This is a genomic window from Pseudoxanthomonas suwonensis (assembly GCF_000972865.1).
GTDB classification, from domain to species: domain Bacteria; phylum Pseudomonadota; class Gammaproteobacteria; order Xanthomonadales; family Xanthomonadaceae; genus Pseudoxanthomonas; species Pseudoxanthomonas suwonensis_B.
In genome coordinates, this window is sequence record NZ_CP011144.1 from 1,438,850 (window position 1) to 1,454,601 (window position 15,752).

General features: G+C 71.1%; 14 protein-coding genes, 1 tRNA gene and 1 riboswitch. Of the genes, 2 read left to right on the forward strand and 13 right to left on the reverse strand.

The features are described from left to right. Positions 1–4 precede the first annotated feature (4 nt). The 4 genes from WQ53_RS06050 to rplM form a co-directional block, all read right to left on the reverse strand. Positions 5–1,042, reverse strand: coding sequence for a diguanylate cyclase (locus WQ53_RS06050; protein ID WP_236685912.1), 1,038 nt, complete (start codon positions 1,040–1,042; stop codon positions 5–7). A gap of 149 nt (positions 1,043–1,191) precedes the next feature. Then, a tRNA-Gln gene (locus WQ53_RS06055) sits at positions 1,192–1,266 on the reverse strand. 141 nt (positions 1,267–1,407) lie between these two features. Further along, positions 1,408–1,800 carry a 30S ribosomal protein S9 gene (gene rpsI / locus WQ53_RS06060; protein ID WP_052631238.1) on the reverse strand — a complete coding sequence of 131 codons (393 nt, stop codon included), beginning with the start codon at positions 1,798–1,800 and terminating at the stop codon, positions 1,408–1,410. 9 nt (positions 1,801–1,809) lie between these two features. Continuing rightward, positions 1,810–2,238 carry a 50S ribosomal protein L13 gene (gene rplM, locus WQ53_RS06065; RefSeq protein ID WP_052631239.1) on the reverse strand — a complete coding sequence of 143 codons (429 nt, stop codon included), beginning with the start codon at positions 2,236–2,238 and terminating at the stop codon, positions 1,810–1,812. A gap of 242 nt (positions 2,239–2,480) precedes the next feature. Here rplM and coq7 point away from each other — a divergent pair, with 242 nt between their 5' ends. Beyond that, a complete protein-coding gene (gene coq7 / locus WQ53_RS06070; protein WP_052631240.1) occupies positions 2,481–3,122 on the forward strand; it encodes a 2-polyprenyl-3-methyl-6-methoxy-1,4-benzoquinone monooxygenase in 642 nt (213 codons plus the stop codon). A 102-nt stretch (positions 3,123–3,224) separates the two neighbouring features. Here coq7 and sugE read toward each other — a convergent pair whose 3' ends face one another. The 9 genes from sugE to speD all read right to left on the reverse strand — a co-directional run bounded on the left by sugE (position 3,225) and on the right by speD (position 14,906). Continuing rightward, positions 3,225–3,545, reverse strand: coding sequence for a quaternary ammonium compound efflux SMR transporter SugE (gene sugE / locus WQ53_RS06075; RefSeq protein WP_052631241.1), 321 nt, complete (start codon positions 3,543–3,545; stop codon positions 3,225–3,227). A 226-nt stretch (positions 3,546–3,771) separates the two neighbouring features. Then, the gene (gene atzF / locus WQ53_RS06080; RefSeq protein ID WP_052631242.1) at positions 3,772–5,580 is read right to left on the reverse strand and encodes an allophanate hydrolase; all 1,809 of its coding nucleotides are present in this window, start codon (positions 5,578–5,580) and stop codon (positions 3,772–3,774) included. 5 nt (positions 5,581–5,585) lie between these two features. Beyond that, positions 5,586–9,176: an urea carboxylase gene (gene uca, locus WQ53_RS06085; protein ID WP_052631243.1), complete on the reverse strand. Its 3,591-nt coding sequence runs from the start codon at positions 9,174–9,176 to the stop codon at positions 5,586–5,588. A 72-nt stretch (positions 9,177–9,248) separates the two neighbouring features. Continuing rightward, positions 9,249–9,887 (reverse strand): urea amidolyase associated protein UAAP2, encoded by a 639-nt coding sequence (locus WQ53_RS06090; RefSeq protein WP_052631244.1) that lies wholly within the window; start codon positions 9,885–9,887, stop codon positions 9,249–9,251. Then, positions 9,884–10,621 (reverse strand): urea amidolyase associated protein UAAP1, encoded by a 738-nt coding sequence (locus tag WQ53_RS06095; RefSeq protein ID WP_052631245.1) that lies wholly within the window; start codon positions 10,619–10,621, stop codon positions 9,884–9,886. Before WQ53_RS06095 ends, WQ53_RS06090 begins: the two co-directional genes overlap by 4 nt. Before the next feature lie 37 nt (positions 10,622–10,658). Next, positions 10,659–11,456, reverse strand: a complete 798-nt coding sequence (locus WQ53_RS06100) for an ABC transporter ATP-binding protein (RefSeq protein ID WP_082112880.1) — start codon at positions 11,454–11,456, stop codon at positions 10,659–10,661. Continuing rightward, positions 11,453–12,277, reverse strand: coding sequence for an ABC transporter permease (locus WQ53_RS06105; RefSeq protein ID WP_052631246.1), 825 nt, complete (start codon positions 12,275–12,277; stop codon positions 11,453–11,455). Before WQ53_RS06105 ends, WQ53_RS06100 begins: the two co-directional genes overlap by 4 nt. A gap of 242 nt (positions 12,278–12,519) precedes the next feature. Then, positions 12,520–13,665 carry a putative urea ABC transporter substrate-binding protein gene (locus WQ53_RS06110; RefSeq protein ID WP_236685913.1) on the reverse strand — a complete coding sequence of 382 codons (1,146 nt, stop codon included), beginning with the start codon at positions 13,663–13,665 and terminating at the stop codon, positions 12,520–12,522. A gap of 82 nt (positions 13,666–13,747) precedes the next feature. After that, positions 13,748–13,855, reverse strand: a riboswitch (guanidine-I (ykkC/yxkD leader). A 256-nt stretch (positions 13,856–14,111) separates the two neighbouring features. Next, positions 14,112–14,906, reverse strand: coding sequence for an adenosylmethionine decarboxylase (gene speD / locus WQ53_RS06115; RefSeq protein ID WP_052631247.1), 795 nt, complete (start codon positions 14,904–14,906; stop codon positions 14,112–14,114). Positions 14,907–15,031: 125 nt separating this feature from the next. On the opposite strand from speD, the gene crp reads away from it, so the two are divergent. Next, positions 15,032–15,718: a cAMP-activated global transcriptional regulator CRP gene (crp, locus tag WQ53_RS06120; protein WP_052631248.1), complete on the forward strand. Its 687-nt coding sequence runs from the start codon at positions 15,032–15,034 to the stop codon at positions 15,716–15,718. The last annotated feature ends 34 nt before the right edge of the window (positions 15,719–15,752 follow it).

Here is a 15,752-nt window from a genome sequence, read left to right on the forward strand (position 1 = left end):
GACGTCAGGCGCTGACGCAGTTGCGCCCGGCGCCCTTGGCCCGGTACAGGGCTTCGTCCGCGGCGCCGGTCCAGTCCTCGATCGCGTCCATGCCCGTCGCCAGTTCGGCAACACCAATGCTCAGGGTCACCGGCGCGCCGCCGATGGCAACCTGCGCGGCAACGGCCCGGCGCAGGCGCTCGGCCACTTCCCGCGCCGCCTCGCGGTCGGTGCCCGGCAGCAGCACGCCGAACTCGTCGCCGCCGTAGCGGCCGGCGGTGTCGGCGCTGCGCAGGCCGTCGCGCAGGATCGCGCAGACCTGGTGGATCACCTGGTCGCCGGCCAGGTGGCCGGCGCTGTCGTTGATCCGCTTGAAGCGGTCGATGTCGACCATCAGCAGCGACGACACCGAACCGTAGCGGTGGAAGCGCCGCAGCTCGGCGCCGACCAGCGCCATCCACTGCGGCCGCGTGGCCAGTCCGGTCTGCGCGTCGATCCGCGAGCCGTGCTCCAGCGCGCGCTTCTGCGCGCGGACCTTGTCGGCGAACATCCGCGTCGAGGCGCCGATCGCCAGCAGGTACAGCAGCAGGAACGGCATGGACCACAGCATCGTGGCGAACTGCGTGCGCGGCTGGAAGGCGAAGCCGTTGAACGCGGCGGTCACCAGCGCCACGGCCGCCATCACCCCCATCGAGCGCCGGGTCAGCGCCCAGCCGCCGGCGACGGTGCGGTCCATCGCCATCACCGCCACCAGCAGCGCGCTGGGCAGCAGGTCGAACTGCGCCATCGCGATCCAGAACCCGGCCAGGCCGGTGTCGATGGTCAGGTTGCGGTACTCGGCCTTGAGCGGGTCGGCCGACGCCCCCGACAACCGCCACGCCAGCACCGGCCAGCCCAGGCAGGTGAACGCGAGCAGCAGCAGTACCGGCGCCGACGCGCCCTGCCCGTGCAGCGCCGATCCCACGCCGAGCATGCCGGTGGTGAAGCCCAGCGCGCGCATGGCACAGGTGTACCGCACGAAGTGGCGGATCCCGGAATCGGTGGTGGCGACGCTAAAGGACATGACGGACGAGAAAAAACGGATGCCCCGCATATTCGCAAGGAACATGCCATGGGGCACGCGCATAATTTGACGTAGCGCACAGAATCTGGAATGCATCCGCACGCGCGCAACAAAAAAGCCCGGCCTTGCGGCCGGGCTCTTCTGGAATATGGCAGCCCCGGATGGATTCGAACCACCGAATGCCTGAGTCAGAGTCAGGTGCCTTACCGCTTGGCGACGGGGCTGTAGGCAGGGCCGGGATTATAGTCCCGGCGCCGGGCGAATGCATCCCGCCCGGGCATTCCACCGAAAGCGCGGGCCCGGGCCAGCCAGGCCCGGACCGCTGCGGCCGCGCCCAAGGAAGGACGCGGACCGCCAAGCGCATATCAGCGCTTGGAGAACTGCGAGGCGCGGCGTGCCTTGTGCAGGCCCACCTTCTTGCGCTCGACTTCGCGCGCGTCGCGGGTCATGAACCCGGCCTTGCGCAGGTCGCTCTTCAGCGACTCGTCGTACTCGACCAGCGCGCGGGCGATGCCCAGGCGGATCGCACCGGCCTGGCCGGTGGTGCCGCCGCCGGCGGCGGTGACGAAGATGTCGAACTTGTCCGTGCTCTGGGTCAGCTCGAGCGGCTGGCGCACGATCATGCGCGCGGTCTCGCGGCCGAAGAACTCGTCCAGCGGACGGCCGTTGACGGTGATGCTGCCGCTGCCCTTGCGCAGGAACACGCGGGCGGTGGAGGACTTGCGACGGCCGGTGCCGTAATTCTGAGTGGTAGCCATCGTTGTGCCTTAGATGTCCAGCGGCTGCGGCTGCTGGGCCGCGTGCGGGTGTTCGGAACCGGAGTAGACCTTGAGCTTGCGGTACATCGCGCGGCCCAGCGGACCCTTCGGCAGCATGCCCTTGACCGCGATCTCGAGCACGCGCTCCGGGTGGCGCTCCAGCGCCTGGCCCAGGGTCTCGCTCTTGAGGTTGCCGATGTAGCCGGTGAAGCGGTAGTACATCTTGTCCTGCAGCTTCTTGCCGGTCACCGCGATCTTCTCGGCGTTGATCACGACGAGGTAGTCGCCGGTATCGACGTGCGGGGTGTAGACGGGCTTGTGCTTGCCGCGGAGGCGGTGGGCAAGCTCGGCGGCCAGGCGGCCGAGGGTCTTGCCGGAGGCGTCGACGAGATACCAGTCGCGCTGGACGGTCTCGGACTTGGCGATGAAAGTCTTCATGGGAACTCGGGTCGTTGGTCGGGCGGATTCCGGCCCCGGAAGGCCCGGGCGGAACTTTGCCTCGCGTTGTGAAAGGTGCAGCAAAGAGGCGGAATGATACCCGCCCCGGCAGGCCCGCGCAACCTGGCCCCCTCGTCGGCCTTCCCCGGTCCGGCCGGCAGTTGGCAGCTGCCGGCGCCCGGGCGGACAATCCGGCCCATGGGCCGCCCGCCGGCCCGGCCGATACGCCCCGGAGCCGTCCCATGTCCGCCGTCCGCCACCTGTCCCCGCTCGACCGCGTCCTGATCGAGGCCCAGCGCGCCCTGGAGACCACCCTCGGCGACCCGCCGGCCTCGCGCCCGTACCCGGCCCGGGCCGACGACCCGCTCCTGCCCGCCCCGGCCCGGCGCCACGCCGCCGGGCTGATGCGGATCAACCACGTCGGCGAGGTCTGCGCCCAGGGCCTGTACTTCGGCCAGGCCGCGGTCGCCCGCGACCCGGCCACCCGCGACCACCTGCTGGAGGCGGCCCAGGAGGAGACCGACCACCTGGCCTGGTGCGCCCGGCGCCTGCGCGAGCTGGACAGCCGGCCCAGCCTGTTCAACCCGCTCTGGTACGCCGGCAGCTACGCCATCGGCACCCTGGCCGGGCTGCGCGGCGACGGCTGGAACCTGGGCTTCGTGGTCGAGACCGAGCGCCAGGTCGAGGCCCACCTGGACGAGCACCTGGACTCGCTGCCGGCCACCGACGAGCGCAGCCGCGAGATCATCCGGGTGATGAAGGAGGACGAGGCCCGCCACGCCGACCATGCCGAGGAGGCCGGCGCGCGGGTGCTGCCGCCGCCGATCCCGCAGGCCATGGCCGCCGCCTCGAAGCTGATGAAGCTGGTCGCCTACCGCCTGTAGGAGCACAGCTTGCTGGCGACGCGGGCGTCGGAACTAAGGAGGACGTCGCCTGTGCCGATGGCGTCGCGTCGCGGGCAAGCCCGGCTCCTACAGGCAGGCGGATCAGCCCGGCGACGCCAGCTTCAGGCCGACGATGCCGCCGACGATCAACCCGATGCAGACCAGCCGCGCGGCGGTCGCCGGCTCCTTGAACACCAGCATGCCCAGCAGCGCGGTGCCGACCGCGCCGATGCCGACCCAGACCGCATAGCCGGTGCCCAGCGGGATCTGCCTCAGGGCATTGGCCAGCAGCCAGAAGCTGGCGGCCATCGCCACGCCCGTGATCAGGCTGGGCCCGAGCCGGGTGAAACCCTCCGAGTACTTCAGTCCGGCTGCCCAGACCACTTCCAGCACGCCCGCCAGCACCAGGTATGTCCATGCCATGCGCGTTTCTCCTGCAGGTGCGGTTCGGCGGCCGCGCAGAACGCAAAACGGCCCGGAACCTGCGTTCCGGACCGTCGTCGGTCCCGGGGCGCGGCCGGGCCGCGGGCGGGTCGTCCCGCCTTCGATGTGCCGCCATTATCGACAAGGTCTCCGAACGGCACGTAACCCGCGTGCCGGCCCCGGCAGGCGGCTCTTCGCGCACACGCCCACCCACTTTGCGGCGCACCTATTGCGGCGTACCTGTTGCCTGCGCCGCCTGGTAGGCCCGCCAGCCGCCGAACGCAGTGATGTCGCGCGCGCCCTCCGCGCCGATGCCCTCGCAGATGAAGCCGCTGACCCAGCGGCCGTCGGCCAGCTCCAGCTTGCCGATGCCCAGCGGCGCCGGGATGCCGGCCACGAAGCTACCGAACCCGGCCTCCGGCACCGACCACACCTCCAGCTCGATCGCCGCGCCGTTGTCCGGATCGCGGATCATGCCGGGCCGATGCGGGGGCCCGCCGGCCAGCGCCAGCAGGCGGTAGCGCGGCGCGCTGTGCGTGGCCTCGACCAGCCACGCACCGCGCGACACCAGCTGCGGGTTCAGCGGCATGCCCGACAGGTGGGCGCCGCACACCGCCACCTCAATGCGGCCCGGTGGCGGCACGGCCGCCGCCGCGGCCTGCCAGCCTCCCGGTTCGCGGCCGCCGCCGTCGAAGCCCTCGGCGGCGAGCTGATCCCGGGCCAGGGCGAGCAGGTACGCATCCGACCACGCCGGACCAACCAGGGTCGTGCCGAACGGCCGTCCCGACGCGGTGAAGCCCGCCGGCAGCGACAGCGCGGCCATGTCCAGCAGGTTGACGAAATTGGTGTAGTGGCCGAGCTGGCTGTTGAGCCGCAGCGGGTCGGCCTCGACCTCGGCGATGGTGTAGTGGCTGGGCGCGGTGGGCAGCAGCAGCGCATCCAGCGTCTCCATCAGCGCCTCGGCCTGGCGCGCGAGCGCCTGCAGCCGGTACTGCGCGGCGAAGGCGTCCGCCGCGGCGAAGCCGCGCGCCTGTTCCACAATGCCGGCGATCACCGGCAGCAACGCCTGCGGGTTGCGTTCCAGCAACCCGCGCACGGCGAGGAAGCGCTCGGCGACCCATGGGCCTTCGTACAGCAGCCGCGCCGCCTCGCGCAGCGGCGCAAAGTCGACCTCCACCAGTTCGGCGCCGCGCCTGCTCCAGCGCTCCAGCGCGGCTCCGTACAGCCGGGCGTACTCGCCGTCGCCGTAGAACTCGCGCTGCGCCGGCAGCGGCACGCCCAGCCGCGGCGCACGCAGGCGGCCGGCGACCGCGGCGCCGCGGCGCGAATACGGGTCCTCGGCATCGAAGCCATCCAGCACCGCGGCCACGCGCCGCGCGTCGTCCGGGTTAAGCGCGAACAGCGAGGGGCAGTCCAGCGTGCGGCAGGCCGGAACCACGCCGCGCGTGGACCAGCGGCCGCGCGTCGGCTTCACCCCCAGCAGGTGGTTGAAGCCGGCCGGCACCCGGCCCGAACCGGCGGTATCGGTGCCCAGCGCGAAGCTCGCCTCGCCCAGCGCCACCGCGACCGCCGAACCGGAGCTGGAGCCGCCGCTGACGTAGTCCGGATCGAAGGCGTTGCGCACCGCGCCCCACGGCGAACGCACGCCGACCAGCCCGGTGGCGAACTGGTCGAGGTTGGTCTTGCCCAGCGGGATCGCGCCCGCGGCGAGCAGCCGCTCGACCACCGTGGCGCTGCACGCGGGCGTGTACGCGAACTCCGCGCAGGCGGCCGTGGTCGGCACCCCGGCCAGGTCGATGTTGTCCTTGATCGCGAACGGCACGCCGTACAGCGGCAGCGCGTCCGGCCCGCGGCCGTCCAGCGCGCGCAGGTACGGCGCCAGTTCCGCCTCGTCCAGCATCCGGATCCAGATGCGGTGCTGCGCGTGCGCGGCGATGCGCCCGCGCAGCCGCGCGACCAGCGTATCCGGGGTCAGGCTGCCATCGCGATAGCGGGCGTGCAGCGCGTCGATGCCCAGGTCCAGCTCCGTTGCCATGTCCGTCACTCCTCCACCGCCAGCACCACCAGGGCCTGGCCGGGCGCGACCGCCTGGCCCGGCCCGCACTCCACCCGCCGCACCGTGCCGGCGCGCGGCGAATTGACCGAGATTTCCATCTTCATCGACTCGACGATGGCGATCGGATCGCCCGCCGCCACCGCCTGCCCGGGTTCGACCAGGACCTTCCACAGGCTGCCGGGCACGGCGCTGGCCACCGCGCGCTCGTCGTCGGCCAGCTGCGCCGGCGGCGGCGGTTCGGGTTCCGCCGCGCCGGCGACGTCCTGCCCGGCCGCGGCCCAGCGCGTGCGTTCGGCCTCGAACGCGGCCTGCTGCCGCGCCTTGAACGCGGCGATGCCGGCGGCGTTGTCGGCGAGGAAACGCCGGTAGTCGCGCAGGCGGAACACGTCTTCGTCGATGCGCAACCGGTAACGGCCGCGCGGGAAGTCCTCGCGGATCCGCTCCAGTTCCTCGTGCGACACCGGGAAGAAGCGCAACTGGTCGAAGAAGCGCAGCAGCCACGGCCGGCCATCGGCGAATTCGGCGGTGCGGTTCCAGGCGTTCCACATCTGCAGGGTGCGCCCGACGAACTGGTAGCCGCCCGGCCCTTCCATGCCGTACACGCACAGGTAGGCGCCACCGATGCCGACCGCGTTCTCCGGCGTCCACGTCCGCGCCGGGTTGTACTTGGTGGTGACCAGCCGGTGGCGCGGGTCCAGCGGCGTGGCCACCGGCGCGCCGAGGTAGACATCGCCCAGGCCCATCACCAGGTAGCGGGCGTCGAAGAAGATCCGCCGCACCTCCTCGATGCTGTCCAGCCCGTTGATGCGGCGGATGAACTCCAGGTTGCTCGGGCACCAGGGCGCGTCGGCGCGCACCGTCTGCATGTACTTGTCGATCGCCAGCCGGCAGGCCGGATCGTCCCAGGACACCGGCAGGTGCACGGTGCGGGTGGGCACCTCCATGTCGTCGATCGCCGGCAGTTCGCGCTCGGCCGCACGCAGCAGGTCCAGCACCAGGCGCTGCGGCAACGCCTGGTTGTCGTAGTGCACCTGCAGCGAGCGGATGCCCGGGGTCAGTTCGCGCAGGCCCGGGATGCGCTGCGCCTGCAGCCAGGTCATCAGCGCATGCACGCGGAAGCGCAGGTCCAGGTCCAGCACCATGTCGCCGTACTCGACCAGCACGTTGTTCTCGCCCGAGGGACGGTAGACGACGCGGAACGGACCGTCCTCGCCGCGCGCCAGCACCGGGCTGGGCGGCAGCGCGGCCAGCGCCGGCACCTCGACCGCCACCGGGCGCAGTCCTTCCACCCGGGCGTGCTGCGCGCGCTCCAGCACGTCGGCGTCGGCCACCGCCACCGGCACGAAGCGCACCCGGTCGCCCGCGCGCAGCTGGCCGAGCTGCCACAGGTCGGCCTTAACGATCGTGACCGGACAGGCGAATCCGCCCAGGCTGGGACCGTCCGGCCCCAGGATCACCGGCATGTCGCCGGTGAAATCCACCGCGCCGACCGCGTAGGCGTTGTCGTGCAGGTTGGACGGGTGCAGCCCGGCCTCGCCACCGTCGGGCCGCGCCCACTGCGGCTTGGGCCCGATCAGGCGCACGCCGGTCCGGCTGGAGTTGTAGTGCACCTCCCACGCCGTGGCGAAGAAGGTGGCGATGTCCTCGTCGGTGAAGAAATCCGGCGCGCCGTGCGGCCCGTAGACCGTGCGGAAGGTCCATTCGCCGGCATAGGCGGGCACGGTGCCCGCCGGCAGCGCGCCTTGCATGGCCCGGCCGACCGCCGCTGCCCCGATCCGCAGCACGTCACCGGGCTGCAGCGCGCGCCCGCCATGGCCGCCGAAGCGGCCCAGGGTGAAGGTGCTGGCGCTGCCCAGGTAGTCCGGCACGTCCAGTCCGCCGCGCACGCACAGGTAGGTCCGCGCGCCGGCACCGCGCACGCCGTCGAAAGCGAGCACCGCACCGGCGGGCACCTCGAGTGCCTGCCACAGCGGCACCGCAGCACCGTCGAGTGTCGCCGCCATGTCGGCACCGGCGATGGCGACGGTAGCCGCTTCGCGGAATCGCAGGGTCGCGCCGGCCAGGGTCATCTCCAGCCCGGCGGCGCCCTCGGGATTGCCGAGCACGCGGTTGCCCAGGCGCAGGGCCAGGCTGTCGAACGGCCCGGAAGGCGGCACCCCCACGTCCCAGTAGCCGGTGCGGCCGGGCCAGTCCTGCACGGTGCTCTGGGTGCCCGCCTCCAGCACCTCGATGCCGCGCGCCGCATAGGCGAAGCGGTTGAGGTCGGCGGTGGTCTGCCGGCCTTCGACGAACGCCGACGCGGCCAGCACCTGGCGCAGGTAGTCGAGGTTGGTCTCGATCCCGTCCACGCGCGCCTGCTCCAGCATCGCCGCGAGCCGGCGCCGCGCCTGCTCGCGGTCGCCGCCGTGGGCGATGAGCTTGGCCAGCATCGGGTCGTAGTACGGCGCCACCTCGGTGCCGCTGGCGACCCAGGTGTCGCAGCGCCCGCCGGCCGGGGTCACCACCCGGGTGAGGCGGCCGGCCACCGGGCGGAAGTCCAGTGCCGGATCCTCGGCATACAGGCGCACCTGGATGGCGTGTCCCTGCGGGACGTAGCGGAAACCGTCGAGGAAGCCGCGTTCGCCGGCGGCCAGGCGGACCATCCACTCCACCAGGTCCACGCCGGTGGTCTCCTCGGTGACGCCGTGCTCGACCTGCAGGCGCGTGTTCACCTCCAGGAAGTAGAAGCGCTGCTCGCGGTCGTCGTAGATGTATTCCACCGTGCCGGCCGAGCGGTAGCCGACCGCCTCGCCCAGCCGCACCGCCGTGGCCCACATCGCCTCGCGCACCGGCTGCGGCAGGTTCGGCGCGGGGGTTTCCTCCACCACCTTCTGGTTGCGCCGCTGCAGCGAGCAGTCGCGCTCGCCCAATGCCACCACCCTGCCCTGGCCGTCGCCGAAGACCTGCACCTCGATGTGCCGTGCTCGCTCGACCAGCTTCTCGAGGAACAATCCGTCGTTGCCGAAGTTGTTCTGCGACAGCCGCCGCACCGAGGCCCAGGCCTGCTCCAGCTGCTCCGGCGCGTGGCAGCGCTGCATGCCGATGCCGCCGCCGCCGGCGGTGCTCTTGAGCATCACCGGATAGCCGATGCGCGCGGCCTCGCCCAGCGCATGTCCGAGGCCGTCGAGCAGGCCCGAGCCGGGCAGCATCGGCACGCCGCTGCGCTCGGCCAGTTCGCGTGCGGTGTGCTTGAGGCCGAAGGCGCGGATCTGCTCCGGCGCCGGGCCAATGAAGGCGATGCCGGCCGCTTCACAGGCCGCGGCGAACTCCAGGTTCTCGCTGAGGAAGCCGTAGCCGGGGTGGATCGCCTGCGCGCCGGTGGCGCGGGCGGCGGCGACGACCTTGCCGATGTCCAGGTAGGACTCGGCGGCCAGCGCGTCGCCGATGCACACGGCCTCGTCGGCCTGGCGCACGTGCAGCGAATCGGCATCGGCGCGGGTGTAGACGGCGACCGACGCGATACCCATGCGGTGCAGGGTGCGCTGGATGCGGACGGCGATCGCGCCGCGGTTGGCGATCAGGACCTTGTCGAACATGTGTGGATACCCGCGCGGGCCGTCCCGCCTGGACACTGGCTCCGCCGGGCCGTCCCGGGGAGAGGGCTGCGGTCAGTCCCAGATCAGCAGTTCGATCGGGGTCGGGTTGTAGCCGTTGCACGGGTTGTTGAGCTGCGGGCAGTTGGACACCAGCGCCAGCACGTCCATCCGCGCGACCAGCTCCACGTACTTGCCCGGCGCGGAGATGCCGTCCTCGAAGGTCAGCCCGCCGGCCGCGGTCACCGGCACGTTCATGAAGAAGTTGATGTTGTGGGTGATGTCGCGCTTGCCCAGGCCGTAGCGGTCGTGCTCGGCCACCGCCAGCAGGTAGGAATCGCGGCAGGCGTGCATGTACTTCTTCTCCGGCGCGTAGCGCACGGTGTTGCTCTCGGTGGCACAGGCCCCGCCCAGGGTGTCGTGGCGGCCGCAGGTGTCGGCGACGATCTCCAGCAGGACATTGCCGCCGGTGGAGACCAGCTTCGTGCCCGCGGTCAGGTAGACGTTGGCCTGCTCGCGGATGGTGTCCACCGCGCTGTAGCGGTCGGCGATGTCGTGCAGGTTGTAGAACAGCGTGTCGGCGGCCTGGTTGCCCTCCAGGTCGACGATGCGCAGGGTCTGGCCGGCGCGGATCGGGTGCAGCCAGTAGTCGCCGGCGCCGACCACCCTGCGGTATGCCGCGTCATCGGGCCGCAGTGCGCTTTCGACGATCATGCTGCCTCCCCGCAGGCGCAGCCCCGGTGGTAGAGGTCGTTGTTGCGGAAGCCGCGCTGGTTCTCCGCGCGCGAATCGCGGCACGCGTCGTCCGCGCCCGGCGGCGCGGCGGGGTGGATTTCCCACGCCACCGGCCGCGCCGGCCACCGCCCGGCCGGGTCGAGCGGATGCGGCGCGCCGGTCATCACCACCAGCGCGTCCATCTCGAAGCGCAGGTCCACCCGCGCGCCGGGCGGCGATGCGCCGGGCACGAAGCGCAGCGCCCCGTCCGCGTCGGCCACCACCTTGCTGAAGAAGTTGACGTTGGCGGCCAGGTCGCGCCGCCCCAGCCCGTGCTTGCCCAGCTCGACCAGGAAGCCGTCGATGCCGCTGCGGTGCATGCCGTTGCGTGCCGCCTGGTAGTCCAGCCGGCCCCAGCGCCGCTCCACCAGCGCGCGGCTGGAGGCGCCGCAGGCGGCGTCGTGCCAGCCGGCGGTGTCCTCGATGATCGAGCAGAACACCCGGCCCATGTCCGAATACAGGCAGTGGCCTTTACCCAGGCGGAAGGTGTGCTGGCACTTGAGGGTGTCGGGCAGGTTCAGCCGTTCCAGCGGGTTGCGCGGGTTGTAGAGCAGCAGGCCGAGGTTGGCGCCGCCTTCGACGTCCACCAGGCGCAGCACGTGGCCGCGGCGGACCTCGAGGGACCAGTGGCAGCCGGCGGCGAGCACGTCGCGATGGAGCGGTTGGTCGGTCATGTCGGAACTCCGTGTATGGCTCTTCCCGGCGGCCGTGTCATGGCGCCGCCAGTTGCGCTTCGGCCAGCCGCGCGGAGGTGTCCAGTTCGTGCTGGATTTCCCCCAGGCGTTCGCGGCCGCGCCCGATCGGCAGGTCGTAGGTGATGCCCGCGCCGTAGCGGTGGGGCGCCTGCGCATCGTGGCGCCGCTTGTCGAACACCAGCAGGCGCGTGCCCAGGGTGAAGGCCTCGCCGAGGTCGTGGGTGACCATGAACACCGTCACCCCGGTCTCGCGCCACAACCGCAGCACCAGCCCGTGCATGTCGGCGCGGATGCCGGGGTCGAGCGCGCCGAAAGGCTCGTCCAGCAGCAGGATGCGCGGCCGCTTGATCAGCGCCTGGGCGATCGCCAGGCGCTGCTGCATGCCGCCGGACAGCTCGGCCGGATAGCGCTTGAGCGCATGCTGCAGGCCGACGTGCTCGAGCATCTGCGCGGCCTGCTCGCGGTCGCGGCGCCGGGCCGCGCCGAAGGAACGCCCCAGCCAGCGGTTGCGGCCCAGCTCCAGCGCCAGCACCACGTTGTCGAGCACGTCCAGGTGCGGGAACACCGAATAGCGCTGGAAGACGATCCCGCGGTCCGGCCCCGGCTCTGTCGACAGCGGCCGCCCGTCGAGCAGGATGGCGCCGCGGCTGGGCGCTTCCTCGCCCAGCAGCATGCGCAGGAAGGTGGTCTTGCCGCAGCCGGAGGCGCCGACGATCGTGCAGAACTCGCCGGCCTGCACCGCCAGGTCCAGGTTCTCCAGGACGATGCTGTCCCCGTATTCCTTCCACACCCGGCGTACCTGCAGCAGGCTCACATCTCGTCCCTCCCCTGGTGGAACCACGGGAAGGCCCAGCGCGAGCACTGGCGCAGGGCCAGGTCGAAGGCGAAGGCCAGCAGGGTGATCCACGCCACGTAGGGCAGGATCAGGTCCATCGCCAGGTAGCGGCGCACCAGGAAGATGCGGTAGCCCAGCCCGGATTCGGCGGAGATCGCCTCGGCCGCGATCAGGAACAGGAAGGCGGTGCCCAGCGCCAGCCGCAGCGCGATCACCAGCTGCGGCAGCGCCTGCGGCAGGGCCACGCGCAGCAGCAGCTGCCAGGTGCCGGCGCCCAGGGTCTGCGCCTTGACGATCTGCTCGCGCGGCAGCTGGCCGACCTTCAGCGCCAGGTCGCGGGCCATGCCCGGGGTCACCCCGATGATGATCAGCATGACCTTGGACAGCTCGCCCAGGCCGAACACGATGAACAGGATCGGCAGGATCGCCATCGGCGGCACCAGCGCCAGCACCGCCACCGTCGGCGCCATCGTCGCCCTGGCCAGCGGCAGCAGGCCCAGCACCAGGCCGATGGACAACGCCAGCACCGCCGACACGCCCAGGCCGGTGCCCAGGCGCTTGAGGCTGGCGGCGGTATCGGTCCAGAAGATGCGCGCGCCGCTGCGCCGGTCCGGTTCCACCGCCGCCCGATGGAAGGCGTCGGCCATCGCCGCCGGGGTCGGCAGCAGCTTGTCGGCCGGGTTGGCGGCGTGGCGCTGGGCCGAGGCGGACAGGTACACCAGCGCGATCAGCATCAGCGGCAGCAACGCCAGCAGCCAGCGCGTGTTGCGCCCCGGCGCGAGGTTGATCAGGCGGCGCATGCGCGGCCTCCCTCCCGTTCTGCCGCGGCCGGGCGCGCGGCGGTCGCCGGCACATGCCACGCGTGGTCCGCACCGCGGACGGGAACGCGCGGCGGCGACCGGGCGGCCAGGCCGGACAGGTCGACCGCGGAGGGTTCGCGGAAACAGCGGACGCTTCCGCCGGCATGCAGGGACTGGCTCATCGCGGGCAACTCCAGGCGGCGCACCGTCCCGGTCCACGCGGACCGGGACGGCGGCGGGGGTCAGAGCTGGCCGTCGGCCGCCAGGGCCACGTAGCGGTCGTCGAAGCGCAGCTTGACGTTGTCCGGATCGCCCAGGGTCCCGCCATCGGGGAAGCCGATGCCGACGAAGTCCTTGCTGGTCGCATTGGCGCCGAACAGGCCATGCTCGAAGGAGAAGCTGCGCACCCGGTCGGTGGACTCGCGCAGCGCCGGATCGCGGACGAAGGCCAGCGCCTGGTCCGGGGTGTAGAACAGATAAGTGGTCGCCAGCTGGGCCTCGTAGCCTTCCAGCGTGGTTCCGGCCGCCGTGGCCATCGCCCGGCGCGCGGCCTCACCCTCCGGCGTCTGCGCCTGCAGCAGGGCCAGGGTCTCGTACCAGATCCCGACCAGGGCCTTGCCCAGCTCCGGCCGCGCTTCCAGCGTCTGCGTGTTGATCACCAGCGTATCCAGGATCTCGCCGGGGATCTGGCTGGAATCGAACACCCCGTGCGCCTGCGGCGTGGCCAGGATCTCGGCCAGCTGCGGATTCCAGGCCGCCAGGGCGGTGGTGTCGGCGGCCTGCCAGGCGCCGACGATGTCGGCGTCGGAGGTGTTGACGATGGAGACGTCGCGCTCGCCCAGCCCGACCGACTCCAGCGCGCGGGCCAGCAGGTAGTGCGAGACCGACAGTTCGGCCAGGTGCACGCGCTGGCCCTTGATCTGCGCCAGCCCGTCCTTGCCCTTGAGCACGAGTCCGTCGTTGCCGTTGGAGTAGTCGCCCACGATCAGCACCGTGGTGTCCACGCCGCCGGCGGCGGGAATGGTCAGCGCATCCATGTTGGTGACCGAGACGCCGGCGAAGCGGCCGGCGGTGTACTGGTTGACCGACTCGATGTAGTCGTTCATCTGCACCAGTTCCAGGTCGATGCCGTACTTGTCTGCCCACCTGTCGACGATGCCGGCTTCCTGGGCATAGCCCCAGGGCATCCAGCCGGCGTAGATGGACCAGGCGACCTGGTAGGACGGTTTCACGCCGGCGTCGGGCGCGGCAGATGCCGGGTCGGCGGTCTGGGCCGGTTCGCGGCTGCAGCCGGCCAGGGCCAGGACCATCAGGCCCAGCGCCAGCACCGCGTGGCGCCAGGACGGAGGAACACGGGAAGCGGCGGGACGAGCGGGAAAGCGCATCATGGGGGCGACCTCTCTGGCGTTCGGGTTACACGGGCACTGCGGGAAACCTGCGCCGCGCGTCACCGCGCAGCAGCCGAATCTGGCCTCCCGGGCTTTTGTCCCGCCGTGTAACCCCCCTTGCTCGGGAGGTCCGCCGCTCTCGGACCAGCACCTGCCGTGGCGGCAGGCCGGAACCCTAGCGTCGCTTTTGCTGTACTGCGGCAAAACCTAGCACACGTTCTGTGTGTTTTGACAAGACCTTTACCTGGAGTGCGCGCTCGCACCAGTACGGGGCGCCACGCACCGGTACGGACGAGGGTTTTCACCACATTGGTGCGGTTCCTGCCCCGAACGGACCGCCCGGGCGCGGTTTCCGCGCGTGCACTGCGCAAGAAACGACCGCCCCCGCGATCCGGGCGGACGCGGGGGCGGCGGGTACTTCCGGACGCTGGTAAAGACGAGCAGCGTCACTCCACCAGGTTGCGCCCGTGGAACAGTTCCTCGATCTCGCGCTTGAGCAACGCCTCGATGCGCATCCGGTCCTTGAACGAGAGGTTGCGCGCCTTCTCCTCGAACAGGTAGGTGTCCAGGTCGAACTCCTTCAGGTGCATCTTCGTGTGGAAGATGTTCTCCTGGTACACGTTGACGTCGATCATCTCGTAGCGCGACTTGATGTTCTTCGCCAGGAAGTCCTGGATCGAGTTGATCTTGTGGTCGATGTAGTGCTTCTTGCCCTTGATGTCGCGGGTGAAGCCGCGCACGCGGTAGTCCATCACCACGATGTCGGACTCGAAGCTCTCGATCAGGTAGTTCAGCGCCTTCAGCGGCGAGATCACCCCGCAGGTGGCCACGTCGATGTCCGCGCGGAAGGTGGCGATGCCGTTCTGCGGGTGCGTCTCCGGGTAGGTGTGCACCGTGATGTGGCTCTTGTCCAGGTGCGCGACCACCGCGTCGGAGATGATCTCCTTGCCGGCGTCCTTCTTGTCGATCACCGGCTCCTCGGAGATGAGGATGGTCACCGACGCACCCTGCGGGTCGTAGTCCTGGCGGGCCACGTTCAGGATGTTGGCGCCGATGATCCGGGCTACGTCGGTCAGGATCTGGGTCAGACGGTCGGCGTTGTACGCTTCATCGATGTAGGCGATGTAGCGCTGGCGCTCGTCCTCGGAGACCGCGTAGCAGACGTCGTAGATGTTGAAGCTCAACGCCTTGGTGAGGTTGTTGAAGCCTTGCAGCCTCAGGCGCGGCAGGGGTTTGACCACGGCGGTCGTGCCTCTGGGGTGGAAAACGCGGCATTATGGGCCAAAGCCGGTGACCGCGGTATGTCTGCGGGAACCGGGGTTTGCCGGCCGGCCTGCGGCCAGCTATCTTCGGGCGCCTTTCCCCTATGACCTCCAGGACTTCCGCCGTGACTCCCCTGCGCTTCACCAGCAGCCCGCTGACGCTGGACCAGGCCGCCATCGAGCGCTTCCTGGCCCATTGCCAGCGCCGGCGCTACCCCAACCGCACCGACGTGTTCCGCCCGGGCGACCCGGCCGGCACCCTGTACTACGTGGTCAATGGTTCGGTCAGCATCATCGCCGAGGAGGAGGACGGCCGCGAACTGGTCCTGGGCTATTACGGCGCCGGGGAGTTCGTGGGCGAAATGGGCCTGTTCATCGAGTCCGACAGCCGCGAAGTGATCCTGCGCACCCGCAGCGCCTGCGAACTGGCCGAGATCAGCTACGACCGCCTGCAGCAGCTGATGCTGGGGCCGCTGTCCGGGGACGCCCCGCGCCTGCTCTACTCCATCGGCGTGCAGCTCTCGCGCCGGCTGCTGACCACCAGCCGCAAGGCCAGCCGCCTGGCCTTCCTGGACGTCACCGACCGGATCGTGCGCACCCTGCACGACCTGGCCAAGGAGCCGGAGTCGATGAGCCACCCGCAGGGCACGCAGATGCGGGTCTCGCGCCAGGAGCTGGCGCGCCTGGTCGGCTGCTCGCGCGAGATGGCCGGCCGCGTGCTGAAGAAGCTGCAGGCCGACGGCCAGCTGCATGCGCGCGGCAAGACCGTGGTGCTGTACGGCACCCGCTGACGGTTCGACCCCGGCCGGACGTTCACGGGCGGCG

Excerpts from the sequence above, each read along its gene's own strand:
- WQ53_RS06050 (WP_236685912.1), bottom strand. The coding sequence starts at position 1,042 with ATGTCCTTTAGCGTCGCCACCACCGATTCCGGGATCCGCCACTTCGTG.
- rpsI (WP_052631238.1), bottom strand. The coding sequence starts at position 1,800 with ATGGCTACCACTCAGAATTACGGCACCGGCCGTCGCAAGTCCTCCACC.
- rplM (WP_052631239.1), bottom strand. The coding sequence starts at position 2,238 with ATGAAGACTTTCATCGCCAAGTCCGAGACCGTCCAGCGCGACTGGTAT.
- coq7 (WP_052631240.1), top strand. The coding sequence starts at position 2,481 with ATGTCCGCCGTCCGCCACCTGTCCCCGCTCGACCGCGTCCTGATCGAG.
- sugE (WP_052631241.1), bottom strand. The coding sequence starts at position 3,545 with ATGGCATGGACATACCTGGTGCTGGCGGGCGTGCTGGAAGTGGTCTGG.
- atzF (WP_052631242.1), bottom strand. The coding sequence starts at position 5,580 with ATGGCAACGGAGCTGGACCTGGGCATCGACGCGCTGCACGCCCGCTAT.
- uca (WP_052631243.1), bottom strand. The coding sequence starts at position 9,176 with ATGTTCGACAAGGTCCTGATCGCCAACCGCGGCGCGATCGCCGTCCGC.
- WQ53_RS06090 (WP_052631244.1), bottom strand. The coding sequence starts at position 9,887 with ATGATCGTCGAAAGCGCACTGCGGCCCGATGACGCGGCATACCGCAGG.
- WQ53_RS06095 (WP_052631245.1), bottom strand. The coding sequence starts at position 10,621 with ATGACCGACCAACCGCTCCATCGCGACGTGCTCGCCGCCGGCTGCCAC.
- WQ53_RS06105 (WP_052631246.1), bottom strand. The coding sequence starts at position 12,277 with ATGCGCCGCCTGATCAACCTCGCGCCGGGGCGCAACACGCGCTGGCTG.
- WQ53_RS06110 (WP_236685913.1), bottom strand. The coding sequence starts at position 13,665 with ATGATGCGCTTTCCCGCTCGTCCCGCCGCTTCCCGTGTTCCTCCGTCC.
- crp (WP_052631248.1), top strand. The coding sequence starts at position 15,032 with ATGACCTCCAGGACTTCCGCCGTGACTCCCCTGCGCTTCACCAGCAGC.